We start from the raw sequence: 15,772 nt of genomic DNA, 5'->3' as shown, positions 1-15,772 counted from the left end.
TGCATACTATACGGAGAGTTACCCAAGAGGCCGAAGGGGACGGTTTGCTAAACCGTTAGTACGCGCAAGCGTAGCGAGGGTTCGAATCCCTCACTCTCCGCCATATCCGCATGGCGGTGTAGCTCAGCTGGCTAGAGCGTTCGGTTCATACCCGAAAGGTCGGGGGTTCAAGCCCCTCCGCCGCTACCATAGGGGTATAGTTTAAAGGTAGAACGAAGGTCTCCAAAACCTTTGGTGTGGGTTCAATTCCTACTGCCCCTGCCAAACAGATTGGGTTTTTTACATGGCGGTCGTGGCGAAGTGGTTAACGCACCGGATTGTGGCTCCGGCATTCGTGGGTTCAAGTCCCATCGATCGCCCCATCATGGGAGTATAGCCAAGTGGTAAGGCACGGGTCTGCAAAACCTTCACCCCCGGTTCAAATCCGGGTACTCCCTCCATATCGCGTCCCAGTAGCTCAGCTGGATAGAGCAACGGCCTTCTAAGCCGTCGGTCGGGAGTTCGAATCTCTCCTGGGACGCCATCCTTTAAAAACTTCGTTATCTCTATGTTCGTTATCCAAAAAATAATCGGTAGGCCATCTGAACCTTCAATGGTTTTACGCTCCACGAACGAGGAGAAAGCGAGAACAATTCGGCAGTATGCCGTTAGAATGAGAGCCTCCTGCAGACTATGTTTAGTCTGCAGGAGGTTTTTGTGATATCTACACATAAAAAGCGCAAGGGAAAAGTTTTATTGGGTAGCTTTTTTTCTGCTTCGTAAGGCCATCGTGGCATACAACCGAAACGACGGGTTAGCAGTAGGCATGTTAGCGAGCACAACACGGGGTACCACCATCAGTCATGTTGACAAAACAGCAGTGGGAATGTCTTCGCTGTGCTCTCGCCGAGGACAACAGCAGCTTAAGTCTGCAGTCGTACTTTCATCTTCTTATCGAAAAACCAAGCAAAGGCGGTCTGTATTTACAAAATGCAGATCGAGGATACGAATTTGTAGACAAAATCGAGTAATCCGAGGAGAAGGGGAGAAGAAAGAAAGCTGGAGAAAAAACGCGAACAAGCGATTGTTTACGCTTCAAAAGAGAGGTACAACCTAAGGTGCCTTCAATCCACAAAAGGATTGTAATGGTATAGCCCGCCAAAATACCGCCTATCTGCGATCTTTGTAGCCTCGGATTTCTCTTTCTCAAGGGATGCTCTGACTTCATCCCAGTATGCGGGTGTTGCATCGGATAAATCTACATCCATTTTTTCTCCGATTAGGTTGCGGATCAGCTGCCAATCATCGGGATGCTCGTACTTCTTGACCCCGCCTCCAATTAATCGGATATCATGTAGGATACGCTTGATGTCATCGGGAATCATGGTTTACCTCCGTAAAGAACCAATGTACACTCAGTTTTACCTGAAATGGTCCTCTGTATCCAAGAGAGCCTTTTCGTTTCGGCAGTTATATAACGAATGCAGCTAGAGGAACTGGACATAAAAAAGCCACTGGCCAAATGCCAGTGGCTTTAAGGTATCGACTCATTATTTTAGTTAAATGGGAATAGATGGCAAAACCGGTGTCATCCATCCTCATACTTTGAGCGGTCACGGAAAGTAAGCTTTCTGCTATCGAAAACTGCGTTTCCGACCATTGGCTCCTTTGGTAAACCTATTTTACAATAACATAAACTCCCTAAATTGTCTATATTAGGAAAATAATGTTTGATTGTTGAGCTATTATAATCAAAGAGTCGCAAGCATAGATGGGATAAATAGGAAGATAGGAACGCTCCCGTTTCTTGATCGACAGAAACAGTTAGCACAGCATTTGTTTGTGTCGAATATATGTCAAATTTTTGACATCGAGGTCAGTTCTGATTGTTTTTTGGGTGGTGTGTTTTTTTGCAGGTAACAAGGTGAAGGAGCTTCGCGAAGAATTCGTATTATTGTCGAAACGCATATTATATAGGAAGAAACAAGGAGTCCTAAAATTTCTATTGACTTGAAAACAATAACCGTGTATACTTCGTAATTGTTAGTGAATCAGCCGGAAGCAGTTCGGACTGCCCTCAAGTTGACGAAAAGGCTAAGACAAGCGCATAATTTGAGCATCAGCATAACTTTCCGTACGAAAAAGGCTGTCGGTCGGAAATTCGGTTCACTTACTCCATATTATTAACTTGCGGTCGTGGTGGAATTGGCAGACACACCATCTTGAGGGGGTGGCGGGGCGACCCGTGCGAGTTCGAGTCTCGCCGACCGCATTATGGCGATTATTTCTGAAGCCAGGTGAAATCCTGCAACCTTGGCCCGTTGGTGAAGCGGTTTAACACAGCAGCCTTTCACGCTGTCATTCAGGGGTTCGAATCCCCTACGGGTCACCATTTATGGCATATCGTTTCCAGACCAAGCCTTTTTGAAGGCTTTTTTTTCTGCCTACTGGCATGGATTCGAATAGAACTGAATAAAGGTGGGAATGGTGATAGAAGTGCCTCTTTTTTTCCCACTTTTGGGTCATTGCGATATGCGGGATTTTGAGGTACACTCCCAATTGAGAGATAGATTAGAGTAAAAATTTGGAAAAACACTGCCTGAATCAAGAAAAAAAACAAGATTTAGGTCGAGGAGAAGAATCCATGAGTGAATTGAAAGAGATCATTGAGGGACTGTTCATCGGATTTACTAGTACGGTAGGTGTAGTAAGTACGTATCAGACACTTGTGTCATGTGCAGGCCTGTTCCGCAAAAAGGAGCAGGTTACCCATGAGCCGCAGAAAACATTTGCCGTCCTGGTTGCAGCACACAATGAGAGCGCCGTGATTGCGCCGCTCATCGAGAATTTGAAGCAGCTTGATTATCCCCGTGAGATGTACGATATTTTTGTTATCTGTGACAACTGTACGGATAATACTGCTGAGATCGCACGTCAGCACGGAGCCTACGCTTGTGAGCGTTTTGACGCATCGAAGCGAGGCAAAGGTTTTGGGATTGAATGGATGTTGGAAAATCTTTGGGCACGGCCGAAGCAATATGATGCCGTCGTTATGTTTGACGCTGACAACTTGGTAGAAAAGAACTTTTTACGCGTCATGAATGACCGCCTTTGCAAAGGAGCGCGGGTTATCCAAGGATACCTTGACTCCAAAAATCCATTTGATTCGTGGATTACGCTTTCATATGCGGTTACCTATTGGTTCACCAACCGGATGTGGCAATTGGCGCGTCACAACCTTGGACTCCCTAACACTTTGGGGGGAACAGGCCTTTGCATTGAAAGCAGCTTACTAAAAGAGATGGGCTGGGGAGCAACCAGCTTGACGGAAGATCTGGAGTTTGCCACTCGATGCATTGAGCGGGGGATCTACCCGACGTGGGCACACGATACAAAGGTGTGGGATGAAAAGCCAATCGATCTGAAAGCTTCGATGCGCCAGCGCTTGCGCTGGATGCAGGGTCACTACGATGTTGCCGGCCGCTATATCGGTTCGGTGTTGAAAAATGGCTTACTCAAGCGCAAGCTGGGCATGCTCGATGCGGCTTTTTACCTGTTCCAGCCGATGTATGTGCTGATGGTGACGATGATGTCGATTCTGTTCCTGGGCCGCTTTTTGCAGATCGAAATGCTCATGCCGGTCGCAACTATTTTGCCAACCTGGCTTGTGTATGGGTCGACAGCTGTCTTTTACATGCTGCCCCTGCTGGCTCTCTATCTCGATAAAGTTCCGTGGAAAGGGTATTTCGGCTTATTGCTGCTGCCTTTCTTCTTCTTGACGTGGCTGCCGATCATGTTTTATGCGTTTTTTACCAAGAAGAATCAAGTGTGGAGTCACACATCCCATACTCGCGCGATACGTATCGAGGAGATACAACAATAGCACAGCGCAAAACAACCACAGGGAATGGTGCCCTGTGGTTTCCTGTATTGCGGTTCCCATTTCGGCCTCTCGGTCTGGTATAATGGAGAAGCCGTTTCTGAAGCAGCTTTACAGGTGAGCAGCATCCCCGTGTCGCGGGAAGTATATATGAAGTATATATAGTCGAAGTTGTACGCTCTCTCAGAAGTTTTTGTCGGACTCAGATGAGGTTTCGCCGAGCCTACGTTTCGATTTCGAGGAAGCATTGCGGTCAAGAAGGGAGAAAACATGATGAATACGCAGATAAAACCGTTGGAAACCCCGCAGATGTGGGGCGACAAACGTTATCATACATGGAACTACCATCTTCGCCAAACCTTTCAGGAGAAGGTGTTTAAAGTACCGTTGGACGGCGGATTCAGCTGCCCGAACCGGGATGGCAGCGTGGCAACGGGGGGCTGCACGTTTTGCAGTGCCAGAGGATCGGGAGACTTTGCCGGCGATCGTCGGATGGATCTGGAAAGGCAGTTCCACGACGTAAAAGACAGGATGCATCAAAAATGGCCGACAGCCAAGTACCTCGGTTTCTTTCAGGCGTATACGAATACGTACGCCCCTGTGGAAGAGCTCCGCGAAATGTATGAAGTCGTGCTGAAACAGGAAGGCGTAGTCGGGCTTTCGATCGCAACACGCCCGGACTGCTTGCCGGATGACGTAGTGGAATATTTGGCGGAGCTGAACGAGCGCACGTATTTATGGGTCGAGCTGGGGCTGCAGACCATACATGAACGCACGGCGCAATTGATTAACCGCGCTCACGATTATCAGTGCTACCTGGACGGTGTAGAAAAGCTGCGAAAGCACAACATCCGGGTTTGCTCGCATATTATCTACGGCTTGCCGGGCGAAACGCATAAGGACATGATGGAGACAGCCAAAGCGGTGGCGAATCTGGATGTGCAAGGCATTAAAATCCACCTGCTCCATTTGCTGCGCAAGACTCCGATGGTCAAACAGTACGAAGCAGGCTTGCTGGAGTTCCTGACACAGGAAGAATACACCAAGCTGGTGGCAGATACACTGGAAATGCTGCCGCCGGAGATGATTGTGCACCGCGTCACCGGAGACGGACCTCCTGATCTGCTCATCGGTCCGATGTGGAGCCGGAAAAAATGGGAAGTGTTGAACGGAATTGATGCCGAGATCGTTCGCAGAAACAGCTGGCAAGGGAAGTTTTATACACCGTGTTCTCGATAGGAAAGAGGGCGTACTCACCCGTCTCTTGTGGACAGTGAGCCGCCCTCTTTGCGTTTTCCCCCTCAGGGATGTTTGCTTAACGCTTTTCTCGCCCTGCCCGGGTAATTGGTAATGATGCCGTCAACGTTCATTCGTGCGGCTTCCCGTATGCCGGCTGTCGAATTAATGGTCCAACCGAGGACCCGGAACCCATCCGCTTTCGCCTTGCTGACCAAGTCGGGAGTCAATTCGTCTTTGGGGACATGCAATTCGTCGACGCGGTACCGTCGCCCCACTTCCCATGGGTTCATAAGCGGCCCAATGTACAGCAAAGCGGTCGTCTGATGGGGGTCAAGCTCCTTGACTGCAAGCAGACTGTCAAAGTTAAAAGAGGAGATGACGGTGCGGTTCGTTAAATCGTACTGGCGGATCAGCCCGATCACGTATTCCTCCAGTTGGGGCTGGGCATAGAAAAAGTTTTTTAGCTCGATGCAGAAACGCAGTTTCGTCGGGGCAAACGTTTGGAGCACCTCGCGCAAAGAAGGGATGCGGATGTGTTTTTGACGAGATGGAACGGCTTTGTCTGCACGAAATTTTTTCAGCTCATTCCAGGTGTGTTGGCGAACGATTCCGCGTCCGTTGGTAGTCCGTTCGAGGTGATGATCGTGAATGACGACCACCTTGTCATCCTTGCTCAACTGGACATCCAGCTCAATCCCATCTGCGCGACGTCGCACAGCGGCGCGAAAAGCTTCCATTGTATTTTCCGGATAGCGCCCGGAAGCACCGCGGTGTGCGTAGATCAGTGGCGTCACGAGAGCTTCCTCCTTCCGTTCGTGGCTCATCCTGCACAAGTGGTCCTTATTACATACATATGTATATCGCCCCTCGCTACAACCAGAAGAGAGGCGGCTGGCTCATCATTCAGGTGCACGAACAAAGCACAATAACGAGCAATACGAACAGGACAAGCACAAGCGTAATGTTGTTGTTCCGGCTGCAACTCATCTGATTCTCTCCCTTCGGCAGTCTGGCGTACTTTATCCTATGTCTGTCTGCTAGGATTGGAACTCGTCAAATACCTGCGCCGTTTTTGTACAGTCTGGAGGATGAATGAACAGAACAACATGGTAAAATAGCAGCAAGCGAAGGAAAGGCGGGATCAGCATGCTTGATGTGTCTACCATGATTTCAACAGGAGATTTGGTTATCGATCAGCGAAGCAAGCGTGTGAAAGTGCACGTTTACGACCCGGAAGCCATCTCTGAATTGCACGGGAAAATGATTGAATGCGCCAAACAATCTGAAGCGACAAAACTGATTGTGTACGCAAAAAGAAAGGATGTGCCTGCCTGGCTTACTCTCGGCTATCGCCAGGAGGGTGTCATCGACGGGTTTTTTCGGGGAGAAAATGCGCATATGCTCGCCAGCTTTTTAACAGAGGAGCGAGCGACCTCCACGCATCATCTGGCTGAGGAGGAGATTCTTCAGCTCAGCTTGTCCAAGCAGGTTGAGACGAAACCGCTCCCGGACGGATACAGCTTGCGCGAGGCGACCGAAGAGGATGCCGAGGAGCTTGCGAATTTGTACCGCATCGTATTTGCCACTTATCCAACGCCGATGGATGACCCTGCGTACGTTCGCAAAACGATGAGGGAATCAACCCATTATATCGTCGCCGAGCACAAGGGCCGCATAGCCTGTGCAGCCTCTGCGGAGGTGACGGAGCGTTTCGGTTCTGCGGAGCTGACAGATTGTGCCACGCATCCGGAGCATGCCGGGAAAGGACTGCTTCAGCCGATCTTTACCGCATTGGAGCAAAAGATGAAAGGCCAGGGCGTTTATTACTTGTACACCCTGACCCGGGCCCAATCGGCCGGAATGAATATAACTGCGGCAAAGCACGGATATACGTATCGAGGCCGTTTAATCAATAATTGTACGATATTTTCCGGCTATGAAGACATGAACATATGGGTGAAATCGCTGCGTCCGACCTGGGAGTAGCGTTCCTTACTCCGGCGGAAAGAGCTGTTCCTGCAGTCGGCGTGCCATCAGCGCCAGCTGCAGCTGCCACCGCTGGTGAGCGTCGTCCAGATCACAGCCTGTTTTCTCTTTGATTTGCGTGAGCCGGTATGTGAGCGTATGCCGGTGAATATATAGTGCTTGAGACGCTTTTAATCCGTTTCCATTGTGGATCAGGTACATGTCCAGCGTTTCCAAAAGCTGCTGCTTATGCTTTTGATCGTAGCGCAGCAAAGGAAAAAGAAGCGGCTTCCAGATCGCTTCCAGCAGCTCGGCTTTGTGGCGATAGGGAAACAGAAACTGATAGCCCTGCATGTGCTGGTAGGACAACAAAGCGGGCGAGCGGACCAGCAGCGGGTACGCTTGCAGGGCAAAGAGCGCCTCCTGCACGGCCTCGGCCAGGTCAGTCAGCCGTCCGCGGGGGGAGCTCAGTCCGACTCGCAGGCTGTGCCTGCGCTCAAGTCTGTCCCAACGAGCGGTGAACTGTTCCAGCAAAGCGAGGCTGGTCTGGTCATGCTGCATAATGAAAAACAGCGAATGTGGCCTCTCGCGCAGCAAGTAGGGGCGATTGTGCGAATCGAACAGCCGCTTCATGAGCGTTATGCAGGCTTGATGTAGCTCGAAGGAAGGACGGTCCGAAGAGGGCTCTACCTGTAGGGCAGCGACAAAATGAGCGCCTGATAGCGGATAGCCGAGCATGCGGCAGCGGCTCTCCAGCTCGGCTGAAGCCAGCTCCGTGCCGCTCAGGAGCTCTTCCACGAAGTCGCCTTTCAGCCGCCATTCCGTTGCGGCCACTGCATTTTCCTTGATGTATTCCATGGCGCAGAGCGTCGCGGCGTGCTGCAGGGCCACATCGTCCAGCTCCTTCCACTCTTCCCTGGGCTTGGACAATCGCAGTGTGCCGAATTTCTCGCGATGGGCGCGTATCTCGACGGTGTGCGTCTGCTCCTTTTCCTGCCTGTCGCTGCTCCCCTCGGCCTGTTGGGCAGCTTCCCCTTCCTGATTGCCGTACACCTTGAAGCCAAGCGCATCTGTCAAAGAAACCCGGCCTCCGGTCAGCGTAGCGAGCTTTTCCACGATCGCTCCCAGCCCGCCTTTGGAGAGGGCGGCTTCAATCATCTGATGGTGAATGGCTTGGGAATAGGCGAGCGTTTCGAATTGCCGGTTGACGATCGGCTGAAGGATTGCTTTGGTGATCGTCGAAAAGTTCATTTCAACGGGTATTTCGATAAGCGGCAGCTGATGACGGTCAGCCATGCGGATCAAATCATCGGGGATTTCCCGCAAATAAAAGCCGGTATGGAAGGCGATGCCGCTCAGTTTTCGCTTGGCCAGCGCCGGAATGAGGGCGGCTCGGCGCTTTGCGTCTTCGGCCAGCCCAAAGCCGGTCGTGATCAGAAACTCGCCTTCCTGCAGCCGTCCCACATCCTCCAATACCTCGACAATCGTCACCCAGCGGATGGGATTGTCCAAGCCCTCTGCGCCACCGACCAAACGAGTCTGAACCATGTCAGGGAGCTGCAGCGCTTCACGTATGGTGATCGTCATTTTTCGAACCCCCTACGAATCTCTTTATACAAAATGTATAAAACATTCCGTCTCTTTGTCACGCTTTTTCTTCCAGCCAGTCGAATGGCACCGTCATCCTCATTCGTTACGATAAGGGAAGAGAGAAGGAGAGGTGGCTAGCATGCAGAGAAGTTATGTGATAAAGCCTGAGCTTGGCAAAGAGTATCCCCGGGTTTCGCACGGAAAAGGGATTTACTTGTACGACACGTCGGGCAAACGATACATCGACGGCTGCTCCGGTGCGGTAACGGCCAGCATTGGCCACGGCATCGAAGAGATCGCCGAAGCGATGGGAGAGCAAGCGCGAAAGGTCTCCTTCGCGTACCGCTCGCACTTTAGCAGCGAGGCTGTCGAAGAATTGGGAGCCAAGCTTGCCGAATGGGCCCCCGGCGAGCTCAATTGGAGCTTTTTCGTGAACAGCGGCTCCGAGGCCACGGAGACGGCGCAAAAGATCGCGATCCAGTATTGGCAGGAACAAGGGCGGCCTTCCAAGACGAGAATGATCTCCCGCTGGATGAGCTATCACGGCATCACCATGGGGGCCCTGTCGATGTCCGGACACGTGCTGCGGCGCAAGCGGTTTGTTCCGTTGCTGGCTGATTACCCCGCGATTTCGCCGCCGTATCCGTATCGCAGGCCGGATGGGATGTCTCTGGAGCGGTACGCGAGCCTTTGCGCCGATGAGCTGGAGACTGCCATTTTGCGGGTAGGTCCGGATCAGGTGGCCGCGTTTATCGCCGAACCGGTAATCGGTGCCTCAGGCGGCGCCGTCGTGCCTCCTGACGGCTACTTCCAACGCATCCGGGAGATTTGCGACAAGTACGACGTCTTGTTTGTTGCCGACGAGGTGATGACGGGTGTGGGCAGGACCGGCGAGAAGTTCGGGATCGACCACTGGGGCGTCAGGCCTGACCTGATGACGCTCGGCAAGGGGATGAGCGCCGGCTATACGCCGATGGCTGCAACCATGGCGACGGAACAGATCATCGCCACGATCACACGCGGCTCCGGTCTGATCATGGCTGGCCACACGTACAGCGCCAACCCGCAATCCGCCGCCGTATCGCTCGCCGTGCTCCGCTACGTCGAAGCCCACAACCTGGTCGAGAAGGCGGCCGTACAGGGCGCCTACCTGCTCAGAAAACTGCGGGAGCTGGCAGACGAGTCCCCGCTCATCGGGGAAGCTCGCGGCCTGGGGCTGCTGTGCGGCCTGGAGTTTGTCAAAGACAAGCGGACCAAAGAGCCGTTCCCGCTGTCGAAGGGAGTTGCATCCAGGGTTATTGCTCGGGCGTTTGAAAACGGTCTGCTCGTCTATCCGGCGACAGGCGGGTTGGAGGGCGTAGCGGGCGATGCGGTTATCCTTTCCCCGCCGCTGACGATTACGACTGCGGAAATCGACGAGCTTGTGGATCTGCTGAAAAAGTCTGTTCTGCGTGTACAGGAAGAATTGAGACAGGAAATGCAACTGACCTGACCCAGGGGAGGAGGACACATGGCAAACCAGTTTGACAAAGTAATCACAGTCGAAGAAGCACTCGCCCATTTTCACGACGGGATGACGCTCATAGCGGGAGGCTTTGGCGGGGTTGGCAATCCACCTACCCTGATCCAGGGCATCCTCGACAAGGGTATCAAAGACATCACACTGATCAGCAACGATACGGCTTTCCCCCATATCGGCGTAGGGAAGCTGGTGGCAGAGCGGCGGGTAAAAAAAGTGATCGCTTCTCATATCGGCTCCAATCCGAATGCCGGGGCCCAGATGACGGCAGGCGAGCTGGAGGTGGAATTTTGTCCGCAGGGCATCCTCGCAGAGCGCGTTCGCGCCGGAGGAGTCGGCCTGGGCGGGATTTTATCCGACATCGGCATCGGCACCATCGCGGAAAAGGGAAAGGAAAAGGTGCTGGTGAACGGCAAGGAATATTTGCTGGAAACTCCGTTGACTGCGCAGGTAGCCATCGTTCACGCGAAAAAGGCCGACCGCTTCGGCAATCTCGTCTACGAGACGAGTGCCCGCAACTTCAATCCATTGGTAGCGATGGCGGGCGATATCACAATCGTCGAAGCAGACGAAATCGTAGAGATCGGAGCGCTGTGTCCGGAAGAGATCGTCACACCTGGCGTCTTCGTCAACTACATCGTGAAAAGCGAGGGGGTAAACTGGCAATGGGCGTGGGAGAAGTAAAAGAGACGGAGAGCTTTCGTGAAAAAATAGCGCGGAGGGCAGCGCAAGAGATCGAGGACGGCATGATCATCAACCTAGGAATCGGCATTCCCACGTTGGTTGCAGACTTCATTCCAAAAGACAAAAGCGTTATGTTTCACGCGGAAAACGGCATTCTCGGAACGGGTCCAAGCCCTTCTCCGGGAGAAGAAAACCCGATGCTGTGCAACGCAGGCGGCTTTCCGGTCACACTGGCAGCCGGAGCTTCCTTTTTTGACAGCGCCACCGCTTTCGCGATCATTCGCAGGGGCCTATTAGATATGACCATTCTCGGCGTTCTGGAAGTAAGCGAGCGCGGAGACATCGCCAACTGGATTGTTCCCGGGAAGCGTGTGCCTGGCATGGGCGGCGCGATGGAGCTGGCGCAGAAGGCAAAGAAGGTCATGGTCCTGACGACGCATCTGGATAAAAACGGGAGGTCGAAGATTGTCCGCGAATGCTCCCTCCCTTTGACTGCGGTAGGCGCAGCCGATCTGATCATCACCGATATGGCCGTCATGGAGATTCGGGGGGATGGCCTCTATTTGAAAGAAGTCATGTACCCCTATAGCGTGGCAGATGTGATCGGAGCCACGGAAGCGGAACTGAGAATGGACGAAGAGGTCAGAGTTTTCCGATAAAGGGAGGATACCGATGACAAACTGGCAAGCGCTGATACGCGAGAGAATCGAAAAGGAGCGGGATGCCGCCACAGAACTGCTTCAGGAGTGGGTCCGCGAGCCGAGCGTTCAGGGAGAGGAGCGCTCCATCCAGGAAAAAATCGCCCGGACGCTTCACGCCATGGGAATGGAAGTGGATCTGTGGGTGATGGGAGGAGAGGAGCTGCTGAAGCATCCCTACTTTGTCTCGCCGAGAACCGAGTTTTCAGGCAGTCCGAATGTCGTCGGCGTCTGGAAGGGAACCGGCGGCGGCCGCTCGATCATTTTGAACGGACACGTGGACGTGGTGCCCGCGGGCGACCCGGACCAGTGGTCTCACGATCCTTTCAGCGGCGAGATCGAGGATGGGAAGCTTTACGGTCGAGGCTCCACCGACATGAAGGGCGGCAACCTCTCTTCGCTGCTGGCGATTCAGGTCCTGCAAGCGCTGGGCATCCGGCTGAAGGGTGACGTCATCTTTCAAAGCGTCGTAGAGGAGGAAAGCGGCGGCGCGGGAACACTCGCGGCGATCCTTCGCGGTTACAAAGCGGATGCGGCCCTGATCCCGGAGCCGACCAACATGAAGATTTTCCCCAAGCAGCAAGGCTCGATGTGGTTCCGATTGCAGGTGAAAGGACGCTCTGCACATGGAGGCACACGCTACGAAGGGGTAAGCGCCATCGAGAAAAGCCTGCAGGTCGTAAGCGCAATCGCGAAGCTGGAAAAAGTGCGCAATGATCGCATTGCCGATCCGCTGTACGCGAAGCTGCCCATACCGATCCCGATCAACATCGGTGTAATCGAAGGAGGCAAATGGCCGTCTTCCGTAGCCGATCTCGTCAAGCTAGAGGGACGAATGGGGGTAGCCCCTGGCGAACAGATGGAAGACGCGAAGCGGGAAATGGCGGAGGCGCTGGCGGCTCTGGCGAATGACGACCCGTGGTTTTCGGAGCATCCGGTTGAATTGGAGTGGTACGGAGCGCGCTGGGTGCCCGGCGATGTGGGGGAAGCCCACCCGTTAATGGAGATTTTGCAGGAGCAATTCGTCAAGGCAACCGGCGAGCGGGCGGTCGTGGAAGCTTCTCCATGGGGGACGGATGGCGGGCTGCTGACAACCTTGGCCGACACTCCTGCGATCATCGTGGGCCCGGGTACAACGGCTGTCGCCCATTACCCGAACGAGTCTGTCGAGTTGGACGAAGTATTCCGCTGCGCCGAAATTTTTGCCCTGACGATCTTGGAATGGTGCGGCTACGAACAAGAGTGATGTGGTCTTCCAAAACATAAAAAGGATGAAGGGAGCAGATCAAAATGGATTCGACGACAACGAAATACATTCAGATCAAAACACAGATTCCGGGACCAAAGGCTCAGGAGCTGCTGGCGCGGAAGGAAGGCAATGTGCCGCGCGGTCCGTTTAACACGTTGCCGACTTTTGTCCAGAAAGCGGAAGGGGCGCTGTTGACAGACGTCGACGGGAATACGTTTATCGATTTTGCCGGTGCGATCGGGACGATCAATGCTGGTCACTGTCCGCCCTCCGTCGTGGAAGCTTTGAAGGAACAGCTGGATCAGTACATTCATACCTGCTTTCACGTCATGATGTACGAGCCGTATGTCCAATTGGCAGAAACCTTGAACAGAATCACGCCTGGGACGCATGCCAAGAAGACATTCTTTTTGAACAGCGGTGCGGAAGCTGTGGAGAATGCGGTCAAAATCGCCAGAAAGTACACGGGGAGAAAAGCGATCATTTCGTTTGAACGCGGCTTTCATGGCCGCACTCTGCTGGCCATGTCCCTGACGAGCAAGGTGCGTCCGTACAAATACCAGTTCGGCCCGTTTGCTCCCGATGTATACAAGATGAGCTATCCGTATTACTACCGCGCGACGGCAGGAGCGACGCCGGAGGAATGCGACGAGCAGGTACTGCGCCGCTTTGAGGACTTTTTCCTCGGGGAAGTGCCAGCGGATGAAGTCGCAGCGGTCATTATGGAGCCTGTTCAGGGCGAAGGCGGGTTCGTCGTGCCGTCCAAGCGGTTCGTCCAGGGAGTAAAAGCGATTTGCGAAAAATACGGCATCCTGTTTATCGCCGATGAGGTACAGACCGGATTTGGGCGCACAGGCAAAATGTTTGCCGTGGAGCATTTTGGCATAGAGCCGGATTTGCTTGTCATGTCCAAATCGCTTGGGGCCGGTCTGCCGATCAGTGCAGTTACCGGCCGCGCCGAGATCATGGATGCCCCAGGTCCGGGGGAGATCGGCGGCACCTATGGCGGAAGCCCGCTCGGCTGTATCGCTGCTCTGAAGGTGATCGAAATGATGGAGCAAGAAGGCTTCATGGACAGGGCCAATCAGATCGGAAACAGCATTTTGCAGCGGTTTGAAAGCTTTCGGCAACGCTTTGAACAGGTAGGGGACGCCCGGGGGATCGGAGCGATGTGCGCGATCGAGATCGTCAAAGACAAAGCGAGCAAAGAACCGGACAAGGAGCTGACGGCGAAAATTGCGCAAGCCTGCTGCCAGCGGGGCCTCGTTGTGCTCACTGCAGGACTTTACAGTAATGTCATCCGCATTCTCTCCCCGCTCGTAATAACCGATGAGCAGTTAGAGGAAGGTTTGGGTGTGATGGAGAAAGTGTTGGAGGAACTGTGTACGCCTTCGCAAAGCTAGAACAAGGCGGACAGAAGACGTACGACGGGAAAACAAGAGAGGGAGGCTGGACGGATGAAAAAAGCGTGCTATATTGGCGGACAGTGGGTGGAGGCCAAAAGCTACTCGCCCCTCTACGCACCGTACAGCGGGGAGCAGATAGCCGAAATCGCGCAGGCGGACAGCGATCTGGTCGAGCGGGCGATTGCCGCAGCCCAGGAGGCTTCGGCGGCAATGCACCGGATGCCGGCCTACCAGCGTGCGGCGATCCTGGAGAAAATTTCATTCATCATGAACGAGCGTCTGGAGGAGGCTGCCAAGATTATCGCGCTTGAGGCAGGCAAGCCGATCAAAACCGCTCGCGGCGAAGTCATCCGCACAATCCAGACCTACAAATTCGCTGCGGAGGAAGCGAAAAGGATACATGGCGAGACACTGCCGCTGGATGCCGCTATCGGCGGAGAAGGTCGCCTCGCTTATACCGTGCGCGAGCCTTTGGGCGTCATTGGCGCCATCACTCCTTTCAACTTCCCGATGAATCTGGTCGCCCATAAGGTGGGGCCGGCATTGGCGGCGGGGAATACCGTGGTGCTCAAGCCAGCATCCCAGACGCCTCTCTCCGCTTACTTTCTGGCGGAGGTTGCCGAGCAGGCCGGAGTTCCTGCCGGAGCACTCAATGTCGTGACGGGCAGCGGGGCAACAGTAGGCGACCTGCTCGTTACAGACCCGAGGGTAAAAGCGCTGACCTTTACCGGCAGTCCGGCCGTCGGAATCGACATCCGCAATCGGGCTGGACTAAAGCGGGTAACGCTGGAGCTGGGCTCCAATTCGGCCGTCATCATCGATAAGGGCGTAAATCTCGACGAGGTCATTCCGCGCTGCATTTTTGGAGCATTCGCTTACTCCGGGCAGGTATGCATTTCCGTACAGCGGATTTATGTAGTAAAGGATGAGTACGAGAAATTCGTGGAGCGGTTTGTGGCAGAGACGAAAAAGCTGGTCGGCGGGGACTCGTTGTCCGAGGATGCGGACTATTCCGCGATGATTTCCCCGAAGGAAACAGATCGGGCGCTTGCCTGGATCGAAGAGGCCAAGGAGCGGGGCGCCCGTGTAGAATGCGGAGGGAAAGTGGACGGCCGCGTGCTGCAGCCCACCGTTTTGACCGGGGTTCCGGCAGACGCCAAGCTGTCTTGCCAGGAGGTATTTGGACCAGTCGTCCTGATCAATGGGGTGGACTCCGTAGAAGAGGCAATCGAGCTCGTGAACGATTCTCGCTATGGTCTTCAGGCCGGACTGTATACGCAAAACCTGTCCCTTGCTTTGAAGGCGGCAGACGAGCTGCATGTGGGCGGCGTCATGATTAACGACATCCCGACCTTCCGCGTCGACCATATGCCTTACGGCGGGGTAAAGGAAAGCGGCATGGGCCGGGAAGGGATCAAATACGCGATAGAAGAGCTTACAGAGTTGAAATTGGTTGTGGTAAAGCGCTGATCCAGGAAAGCGGATGCTTTTGGTCAAAGAGGAGATTGATAGCCATCCGGATGGTTGGCGGTATGAACAAGAGCTTCCCGGATTCTGCTGCGG

The 15,772-nt window shown here is 53.8% G+C and carries 12 protein-coding genes and 8 tRNA genes; 17 read left to right on the top strand and 3 right to left on the bottom strand.

What is annotated here, in order from left to right; translation table 11 throughout:
- Positions 1-12 precede the first annotated feature (12 nt).
- The 6 genes from Q3F21_RS21020 (at position 13) to Q3F21_RS20995 (ending at position 523) form a co-directional block, all read left to right on the top strand.
- Positions 13-103 (top strand) — tRNA-Ser (locus Q3F21_RS21020).
- A gap of 9 nt (positions 104-112) precedes the next feature.
- Positions 113-189 (top strand) — tRNA-Met (locus tag Q3F21_RS21015).
- Position 190: 1 nt separating this feature from the next.
- Positions 191-264 (top strand) — tRNA-Trp (locus Q3F21_RS21010).
- A gap of 22 nt (positions 265-286) precedes the next feature.
- A tRNA-His gene (locus Q3F21_RS21005) sits at positions 287-362 on the top strand.
- A 4-nt stretch (positions 363-366) separates the two neighbouring features.
- Positions 367-440: transfer RNA gene (locus Q3F21_RS21000), tRNA-Cys, on the top strand.
- 6 nt (positions 441-446) lie between these two features.
- Positions 447-523, top strand: a tRNA-Arg gene (locus Q3F21_RS20995).
- 580 nt (positions 524-1,103) lie between these two features.
- Here Q3F21_RS20995 and Q3F21_RS20990 read toward each other — a convergent pair.
- Positions 1,104-1,364 (bottom strand): hypothetical protein, encoded by a 261-nt coding sequence (locus Q3F21_RS20990; RefSeq protein ID WP_340257443.1) that lies wholly within the window; start codon positions 1,362-1,364, stop codon positions 1,104-1,106.
- Positions 1,365-2,169: 805 nt separating this feature from the next.
- Between Q3F21_RS20990 and Q3F21_RS20985 the strand changes: the two genes are divergently transcribed.
- From Q3F21_RS20985 to Q3F21_RS20970, 4 genes are all read left to right on the top strand, one after another.
- A tRNA-Leu gene (locus Q3F21_RS20985) sits at positions 2,170-2,251 on the top strand.
- Positions 2,252-2,294: 43 nt separating this feature from the next.
- Positions 2,295-2,371: transfer RNA gene (locus tag Q3F21_RS20980), tRNA-Glu, on the top strand.
- Positions 2,372-2,623: 252 nt separating this feature from the next.
- Complete coding sequence (locus Q3F21_RS20975) at positions 2,624-3,862, top strand: glycosyltransferase family 2 protein (RefSeq protein WP_340257441.1); 1,239 nt, start codon at positions 2,624-2,626, stop codon at positions 3,860-3,862.
- A gap of 270 nt (positions 3,863-4,132) precedes the next feature.
- Positions 4,133-5,098 (top strand): TIGR01212 family radical SAM protein, encoded by a 966-nt coding sequence (locus tag Q3F21_RS20970; protein ID WP_340257439.1) that lies wholly within the window; start codon positions 4,133-4,135, stop codon positions 5,096-5,098.
- A 62-nt stretch (positions 5,099-5,160) separates the two neighbouring features.
- Here the strand turns inward: Q3F21_RS20970 and Q3F21_RS20965 are convergent, their stop codons facing one another.
- On the bottom strand, positions 5,161-5,892 hold the full coding sequence (locus tag Q3F21_RS20965; RefSeq protein WP_340257437.1) for a glycerophosphodiester phosphodiesterase: 732 nt from the start codon (positions 5,890-5,892) through the stop codon (positions 5,161-5,163).
- A gap of 352 nt (positions 5,893-6,244) precedes the next feature.
- Here Q3F21_RS20965 and ablB point away from each other — a divergent pair, with 352 nt between their 5' ends.
- Positions 6,245-7,084 carry a putative beta-lysine N-acetyltransferase gene (gene ablB / locus Q3F21_RS20960; RefSeq protein WP_340257435.1) on the top strand — a complete coding sequence of 280 codons (840 nt, stop codon included), beginning with the start codon at positions 6,245-6,247 and terminating at the stop codon, positions 7,082-7,084.
- Between the two features lie 6 nt (positions 7,085-7,090).
- Here ablB and Q3F21_RS20955 read toward each other — a convergent pair whose 3' ends face one another.
- The gene (locus Q3F21_RS20955) at positions 7,091-8,650 is read right to left on the bottom strand and encodes a PucR family transcriptional regulator (RefSeq protein ID WP_340257433.1); all 1,560 of its coding nucleotides are present in this window, start codon (positions 8,648-8,650) and stop codon (positions 7,091-7,093) included.
- Between the two features lie 142 nt (positions 8,651-8,792).
- Between Q3F21_RS20955 and Q3F21_RS20950 the strand changes: the two genes are divergently transcribed.
- From Q3F21_RS20950 to Q3F21_RS20925, 6 genes are read left to right on the top strand one after another with little or no spacing between them, the layout of a single operon-like run.
- On the top strand, positions 8,793-10,145 hold the full coding sequence (locus Q3F21_RS20950; RefSeq protein ID WP_340257431.1) for an aspartate aminotransferase family protein: 1,353 nt from the start codon (positions 8,793-8,795) through the stop codon (positions 10,143-10,145).
- A gap of 18 nt (positions 10,146-10,163) precedes the next feature.
- A complete protein-coding gene (locus Q3F21_RS20945) occupies positions 10,164-10,856 on the top strand; it encodes a 3-oxoacid CoA-transferase subunit A (RefSeq protein WP_340257429.1) in 693 nt (230 codons plus the stop codon).
- On the top strand, positions 10,838-11,515 hold the full coding sequence (locus tag Q3F21_RS20940) for a 3-oxoacid CoA-transferase subunit B (protein WP_340257427.1): 678 nt from the start codon (positions 10,838-10,840) through the stop codon (positions 11,513-11,515). The genes Q3F21_RS20945 and Q3F21_RS20940 overlap by 19 nt, the downstream gene beginning before the upstream one ends.
- Before the next feature lie 13 nt (positions 11,516-11,528).
- Complete coding sequence (locus Q3F21_RS20935; protein WP_340257425.1) at positions 11,529-12,800, top strand: peptidase; 1,272 nt, start codon at positions 11,529-11,531, stop codon at positions 12,798-12,800.
- Positions 12,801-12,844: 44 nt separating this feature from the next.
- Positions 12,845-14,206, top strand: coding sequence for a 4-aminobutyrate--2-oxoglutarate transaminase (gabT, locus tag Q3F21_RS20930; RefSeq protein WP_340257423.1), 1,362 nt, complete (start codon positions 12,845-12,847; stop codon positions 14,204-14,206).
- A gap of 54 nt (positions 14,207-14,260) precedes the next feature.
- Positions 14,261-15,679, top strand: a complete 1,419-nt coding sequence (locus tag Q3F21_RS20925; RefSeq protein ID WP_340257421.1) for an aldehyde dehydrogenase family protein — start codon at positions 14,261-14,263, stop codon at positions 15,677-15,679.
- The last annotated feature ends 93 nt before the right edge of the window (positions 15,680-15,772 follow it).

It is taken from the genome of Brevibacillus borstelensis (assembly GCF_037834415.1).
GTDB lineage: Bacteria > Bacillota > Bacilli > Brevibacillales > Brevibacillaceae > Brevibacillus > Brevibacillus borstelensis_A.
The sequence above is the reverse complement of the archived record's forward strand: the minus strand, read 5'-3'. Positions and strand labels throughout refer to the sequence as shown.

Coding starts and splice junctions, on each gene's coding strand:
- Q3F21_RS20955 (WP_340257433.1), bottom strand. CDS start 8,650: ATGACGATCACCATACGTGAAGCGCTGCAGCTCCCTGACATGGTTCAG.
- ablB (WP_340257435.1), top strand. CDS start 6,245: ATGCTTGATGTGTCTACCATGATTTCAACAGGAGATTTGGTTATCGAT.
- gabT (WP_340257423.1), top strand. CDS start 12,845: ATGGATTCGACGACAACGAAATACATTCAGATCAAAACACAGATTCCG.
- Q3F21_RS20975 (WP_340257441.1), top strand. CDS start 2,624: ATGAGTGAATTGAAAGAGATCATTGAGGGACTGTTCATCGGATTTACT.
- Q3F21_RS20935 (WP_340257425.1), top strand. CDS start 11,529: ATGACAAACTGGCAAGCGCTGATACGCGAGAGAATCGAAAAGGAGCGG.
- Q3F21_RS20925 (WP_340257421.1), top strand. CDS start 14,261: ATGAAAAAAGCGTGCTATATTGGCGGACAGTGGGTGGAGGCCAAAAGC.
- Q3F21_RS20950 (WP_340257431.1), top strand. CDS start 8,793: ATGCAGAGAAGTTATGTGATAAAGCCTGAGCTTGGCAAAGAGTATCCC.
- Q3F21_RS20990 (WP_340257443.1), bottom strand. CDS start 1,364: ATGATTCCCGATGACATCAAGCGTATCCTACATGATATCCGATTAATT.
- Q3F21_RS20940 (WP_340257427.1), top strand. CDS start 10,838: ATGGGCGTGGGAGAAGTAAAAGAGACGGAGAGCTTTCGTGAAAAAATA.
- Q3F21_RS20970 (WP_340257439.1), top strand. CDS start 4,133: ATGAATACGCAGATAAAACCGTTGGAAACCCCGCAGATGTGGGGCGAC.
- Q3F21_RS20945 (WP_340257429.1), top strand. CDS start 10,164: ATGGCAAACCAGTTTGACAAAGTAATCACAGTCGAAGAAGCACTCGCC.